This window comes from Mycobacterium sp. (assembly GCF_032162605.1).
GTDB lineage: Bacteria > Actinomycetota > Actinomycetes > Mycobacteriales > Mycobacteriaceae > Mycobacterium.
Genome location: NZ_JAVROT010000294.1, coordinates 1 through 7,309, shown reverse-complemented (window position 1 = coordinate 7,309; position 7,309 = coordinate 1). Strand labels below are relative to the sequence as shown.

The 7,309-nt window shown below is 66.0% G+C and carries 1 protein-coding gene; it reads left to right on the top strand.

Annotated elements, in window-relative coordinates:
* A partial coding sequence (locus QOI01_RS17130; RefSeq protein WP_526382960.1) for an amino acid adenylation domain-containing protein occupies nt 1-7,309 on the top strand: 7,309 nt, incomplete at both ends.

Below are 7,309 nucleotides of genomic sequence, written 5' to 3'. Positions count from 1 at the left end.
AAGTTCGCGTTGTTTCGTACGCGGCCCGATGAATACCACTTGTTCACCTGCTGCCACCACATAGTCATAGACGGAACCGGGATTGCGCTAGTCGGCCATCGCATTGCCGCCATTTACTCGTCGATCGTTTCTGGTGCGCCGATTCCTCCCACCTTCTTTGGGACGCTGCAGGACTTGGTCAGCAGCGAACTGGAATATGAAGCATCGACCGACTATCTCGAAGATCAAGCCTATTGGGCTCGGAACATTCCATCGGAACGTGGACCGGATCATCGGTTGCACCACGCCGCGGGCGAGCGTGATCCGTCTCGGCCTTCCGCACCGGTTCAACTGAATCCTGTAGTCCTTGGCCGAGTGGACGAGTTGTCCCAAGCATGGAACGTCCCTCGATCATCGGTCGTCACCGCGGCATGCGCACTGCTGGTGCGTGGGTGGTGCGGGGAGAGATCCGAGGTGGTGCTCGACTTTCCTGTCAGCAGGCGAGTAGGTCTCAAGCCGAACACGATTCCCGGGATGGTCTCCGGGATCGTGCCGCTGGTTTTGAGGGTTTCAAGCGAATCTACGGTAGCCGACTTCTGTGAGCATGTTGACACTCGAACACGAGAAGCGCTGCAGCATCAGCGGTTTCCAGTGCAAGACCTCGAGCGCAAAGCCCACCGCCGCGACCCTGGACAGCCAGCCGATAGGGTGAACGTCAATTTCATCCCATCGATATTCAGCATCGATTTCGGTGGCGTGCCGGCGTCGGCGTCGTACACCACTTCTGGCCTCGTGAGCGGCTTCGGGTTGTTCTTCTCTGGCGTCGGTGACGAACTCTTTCTCAGCACGGCGGGCGCGGGGCAGCCATTTTCGAACCTTGACGTCTCCGATCTAGCGGACCGGTTGCAGCGGGTGTTGGTGGCGATGACCACCGACTCCACACGGCCGCTGTCCTCGATCGACCTGCTCGGTGAGGCTGAGCACGCACGGCTGGACGAGTGGGGCAATCGGGCGGTGTTGACCCAGCCCGCGAGGCCGGTGTCGATTCCATCGATGTTCGCGGCGCAGGTGGCCCGCACCCCGTCCGGGGTGGCGCTCAGGTGTGGGGAGCGGTCATGGACCTACCGCGAACTCGACGAGTCCGCCAACCGGTTGGCACACGTCCTCTCTGGCCACGGTGCGGGTCCCGGCGAGTGTGTGGCACTGCTGATGGAGCGCTCGGCCGAGGCGATCATCGCGATATTGGCGGTACTCAAGACGGGGGCCGCCTATCTGCCGATCGATCCCGCCCACCCGTCGGCGCGCGTCGAGTTCATGGTGGCCGACGCCGCGCCGATCGCCGCGATCACCACGGCCGGACTGGCCGCCCGGTTCGACGGATGCGGGCTCGCAATCGTCGATGTCGACGACCCGGCCGTGCACACCCAGCCCAGCACTGTCCTGCCCCCGCCCGAACCCGATGACATCGCCCACGTCATCTACACGTCCGGCACCACCGGTATCCCCAAAGGCGTTGCCGTCACCCACCACAACGTCACCCGACTGTTCGACTCGATGGACCTCCGGCTGGAACTGACGCCCGAACAAGTGTGGACACAGTGCCACTCCTATGCCTTCGACTACTCGGTCTGGGAGATCTGGGGCGCGCTGCTGCATGGCGGACGACTGGTCGTGGTCCCCGAGTCGGTGGCGGCTTCTCCAGAAGACCTCCACTCCCTGCTCGTACGGGAACGCGTCACCGTGCTCAGTCAAACCCCTTCCGCGGTCATGGCGCTCTCACCCGAGGGTTTGGAATCGGCCGCGCTGATGGTGGCCGGTGAGGCCTGCTCGGGCGATGTGGTCGATCGGTGGGCCCCCGGTCGGGTGATGCTCAACGGCTACGGCCCCACCGAAACCACGGTGTACGCCACGATCAGCGCGCCACTGACGCCGGGATTGGGTGTGCCGATCGGCTCATCGGTGCCGGGAGCGGCCTTGTTCGTCCTCGACGGATGGTTGCGCCCTACGCCCGCCGGGGTGGTCGGCGAGCTGTACGTCGCCGGCCGCGGCGTCGGGATCGGATACCTACGCCGCGCCGGGTTGACCGGGTCACGCTTCCTTGCCTGCCCGTTCGGTGAACCCGGGGCACGGATGTATCGCACCGGGGACCTGGTGCACTGGGGTCCCGACGGGCAACTGCAGTACCTCGGACGCGCCGACGAGCAGGTCAAGATCCGCGGCTACCGCATCGAACTCGGCGAGGTCCAGACCGCACTGGCCGCAGTCGACGGCGTCGAACACGCCGTGGTCATCGCCCGTGACGACCAGCCCGGTGACAAACGCCTGGTCGGCTACCTCACCGAAACAACCCCTGGCACAATCCAACCCGCCTCGGTGCGTGAGACGTTGACCGAGCAGTTACCGCCCTACATGGTGCCAGCCGCGATCGTGACCCTCGACGCACTGCCGTTGACCGTCAACGGCAAACTCGACACCCGCGCCCTACCCGCACCCGAATACATCGACGGCCAGCAGTACCGCGCGCCGGCCGACGCGGTCGAGGAGATCCTCGCCGGCATCTACGCCCACGTCCTCGGCCTGCCACGCGTCGGCGTCGACGACTCCTTCTTCGATCTCGGCGGGGACAGCATCCTGGCGATGCGCCTGATCGCCGCGATCAACACCGCCCTGGACACAGATCTGTCCGTGCGCGCCCTGTTCGACACACCTACCGTGGCCCAGCTCGCACCCCACCTCGCCGCACACACCAGCCAACGGCAACCGTTGACATCTCTCCAGCGACCCGCCACGATCCCATTGTCCTTCGCCCAGAACCGAATGTGGTTCCTCAACCAGTTCGAGGATGGGGATGCGACTTACAACATGCCGATCGCGTTTCGGGTCCACGGAGCGCTGGACGTCGCGGCCCTGCGCACGGCGCTCGAGGACGTCATCGCCCGCCACGAGTCGCTGCGTACCACCTTCCCCGACGTCGACGGTGTGCCGCGGCAGGAGGTGGTGGCGCCCGAGCGCGCTGAGTTCGGCTGGGACATCGTCGAAGCCACTGGCTGGTCGGCCGCCAGACTGGATGAGGCCATCGAGGATACGGCGCGCCGCAGTTTTGATCTGACACACGAAATCCCGCTGCGAGCAAGGCTTTTCCGTGTCGCCGATGATGAACACGTTTTGGTGGGCGTGGTGCACCACATCGCCGCCGACGGCTGGTCGATCGCCCCGTTGATGGCCGATCTAGGTCTGGCTTATGCCAGCCGGAGCGCTGGCCGAGACCCCATGTCGGTCCCGCTACCGGTGCAGTACGTCGACTACACCCTATGGCAGCGTGCACAGTTTGGTGACCTCGACGACAGCCACAGTTCCATCGCGACACAGCTGAGCTACTGGCACGATGCATTGGCGGGAATGCCCGAGAAGCTGCAATTGCCCACCGATCGACCCTATCCCCCGGTGGCTGATCAACGCGGCGCCAGCGTAGCGGTGGATTGGCCGGCAGAGTTGCAGCAGCGGGTACGCGACTTCGCCCGCGGGCACAACGCGACCAGCTTCATGGTCGTGCAGGCCGCCCTGACGGTGTTGTTGTCCCGGTTGAGCGCGAGTTCCGATGTGGCAGTCGGGTTCCCGATCGCCGGTCGCACGGACCCCGCGCTCGATGAACTCGTCGGTTTCTTCGTCAACACTCTGGTGCTGCGGGTCGACCTGGCCGGAGACCCCACCGTCGCCGAAGTGCTGGGCCAGGTGCGGCGGCGCAGCCTGGCCGCCTACGATCACCAGGACGTGCCCTTCGAGGTACTCGTCGAGCGGCTCAACCCCACTCGATCACTGACCCACCACCCACTGGTACAGGTGTTGCTCGCCTGGCAGAACCTGCCCGGCCACAACGTTTCCGGGCAAACTGGCGAGCTGGCCGTCGGGCTGACGTTGGGCGATCTGGAGATTGCCCAGCTGCCCGTCGACACCCGCACCGCCCGGACGGACCTGTCGTTCTCGCTCGCCGAGCGATTTACCGAGGCCGGTGAGACCGCCGGGATTGGCGGGACGGTGGAATTCCGCACCGACGTATTCGACGCTGACACCATCAGCGCGCTGGTCGAGCGGTTGGCGAGGGTGCTGGTCGCGATGACGGCCGACTCGGGAGCGCGGTTGTCGTCGATCAATCTGCTCGACACCGGTGAGCACGCCCACCTGGATACCATCGGAAATCGCGCAGCACTCACCACGCCCGCGGCACCGGCGTCGGTCCCAGAGTTGTTCACCGAAAACGTTATCCGCGCCCCCGAAGCTGTCGCGATCAGCGATCGCGGCCGAGGGGTCAGCTATCGCGAGCTGGACGAGGCCGCGACCCGGCTGGCGCACCTGCTGTCTGACCATGGCGTCGGCTCGGGTCAATGTGTGGCGCTGCTCTTGGAGCGCTCAGCCGAGGCGATCGTGGCGATGCTGGCGTCACTCAAGACCGGGGCGGCGTATCTGGCGATCGACCCGGCACTGCCCGACGCCCGTGTCGAGTTCATGCTCACCGACGCCGCACCGCTTGTGGTCGTCACCACCACCGGGCTGCGGTCGCGGCTCAACGGCCATGACGTGGTGGCCGTCGATGTCGACGATCACGCCCTGGACAGCCAGCCGGTCATCGCCCTGCCGGCACCCAGCCCGGACGACGTCGCCTACCTGATCTACACCTCGGGAACCACCGGCACACCCAAGGGCGTTGCCCTCACCCAACGCAACCTGGCCCACCTCGCAGTGTCCACGCCAACAGCCCTACCGGCGGAGCAGGTGTGGACCCAATGCCACTCGTACGCCTTCGACTTCTCGGTCTGGGAAATCTGGGCCGCACTACTCGGCGGTGGACGCCTAGTCATCGTGCCCGAGGACGTCGCGGGCTCACCGGACGACTTCCACGCCCTACTCGAGCGCGAACACGTCAACGTGCTCACCCAAACCCCCTCGGCAATAACAGCACTCACACCCCAGAGATTGGAATCGGTGGCGGTGCTACTCGGCGGGGAAGCCTGCCCAGCCGAGGTCGTCGACCGGTGGGCACCCGGCCGCATCCTCATCAACGCCTACGGCCCCACCGAAATCACCGTCTACGCCTCGATCAGCGCACCCCTGACCCCAGGTTCGGGCCCAGCACCCATCGGGGCACCCGCATCGACCGCAGCACTGTTCGTCCTCGACGAATGGCTACGGCATGTCCCCATCGGCGTGGTCGGTGAGCTCTACGTCGCCGGCCGCGGCGTCGGGGTTGGATACCGCGGCCGCTCCGCGCCGACCGCCACACGATTCCTGGCCTGCCCGTTCGGGAAACCCGGGAACCGGATGTACCGCACTGGGGACCTGGTGCGCTGGGGCGCCGACGGCCAGCTGCACTACCTTGGCCGGGCCGACGAACAGGTCAAGATCCGCGGCTACCGCATCGAACTCGGCGAAATCCAGACCGTGCTGGCCGCACTCGAGGGCATCGAACAGGCCGCGGTCATCGCCCGCGAAGACCTCGGCGCCACACGCCTAGTCGGTTACGTGACCGGCACAGTCGATCCCATCACCGTGCGCAACCAATTAGCCGAACGGCTTCCCGCCTACATGATGCCGGCCACGGTGGTGGTGCTCGACGCGCTGCCCTTGACGGTGAACGGCAAACTCGACACCCGGGCACTGCCCGTACCCGAATTGCAAGGCAACGATCAGTATCGCGCGCCGACCGACGCGGCCGAAGAGATCCTCGCCGGCATCTACGCCCACGTCCTTGGCCTACCACGGGTCGGTGTCGATGACTCCTTCTTCGACCTCGGCGGAGACAGCATCCTGTCCATGCAAGTCGTCGCACGAGCCCGCGCCGCCGGCCTGACGTGCCGGCCTCGCGACGTCTTCGTCGAACAGACCGTCGCCCGACTCGCCAGCGTGGTCGGGGTAGCCGGTAACGACGGCCCCGTCGACGAGGGCCTCGGCGACGTGTCCCCCACCCCGATCATGCGCTGGCTACACGAGATCAACGGCCCGACCGACCAGTTCAACCAGACCGTGGTCTTACAAGCCCCCGCCGAAGTCACCAAGGCCGACGTCATCGTCGTTTTACAGGCCTTACTCGACCGGCACGCCATGCTGCGGCTACGCGCGGGCGTCGACGGCGACTTGTCCCTTCAGGTGCCGGGGTCCGGTGCCATCGAGGCGGGGAGCCTCGTGCACACCGTCGACGAATTGTCCGACGAAGCATTCATTACGGCGCGATCGCGGTTGAACCCGGCTGCGGGGGTGATGCTCAGCGCGCTGTGGGTCGCCTCGACCGGCGAGCTGGTGCTGATCGTGCACCACATGTCCGTCGATGCGGTGTCCTGGCGAATCCTGCTGGAGGACCTCAACATCGCCTGGTCTCAACACCACGACGGACAACCGATAACGCTACCGGCGCCGGGAACCTCGTTCCAGCGGTGGGCAGCCTTATTGCAGCAACACGCAAACACCCCAGATGTGGCCGAGCTCGCCGACACATGGGCACGAGTGGTGTCCACCCCGCCCGCCCTGCCCGCACCCACCCCCGAACTCGACACCTACGCCAGCGCGGGTCACCTGTCGATGTCCCTGGACACCGAGACCACCCAGCGACTGCTCGGCGACGTCCCCACAGCCTTCCGCTCCGGCATCAACGACATCCTGCTCATCGCCTACGCGCTGGCATGCAACGAATTCCTGGGTACCGGCGACACCGCGATCGGCATCGACGGCGAAGGTCACGGCCGCGACGAGGACCTGGCCCCCGGCATCGACCTGTCCCGCACCGTGGGCTGGTTCACCACCAAATACCCCGTCGCGCTGACCGTCCGAAGTCTGCGCTGGACCCAGGTAGTGGCCGGTGACGGCGCCCTCGGCCCCATCATCAAAGACGCCAAGGAACAACTGCGCGCCCTCCCCGACGGCCTCACCTACGGACTGCTTCGCTACCTCGACCCCGACACCGACATCGCCGGACCGGACCCCACCATCGGCTTCAACTACCTCGGCCGACTCGGCGCCAACGCCGAACTGTCCGAGAATCTTTGGCAGATCAGCCAAGACGGCCTCTCGGCCACCGAGCCCGCTACCGCAATACCCATGCCGCTGGGCCACACCGTCGAACTCAACGCAGGCACCGTCGACACCGGCACCGGACCGCGACTGCATGCCAACTGGGCGTGGGCCGCATCGATTCTGGATCACCCCCAGATCAGCCGGCTCGGCCAGCTCTGGTTCGACGCCTTGGCCGGCATCTGCGCCCACGTCGCGCACGGCGGCGGTGGACTGACCCCCTCCGACATCAAACCCGCCCAACTCACCCAAGAACAGATCGACGAACTAC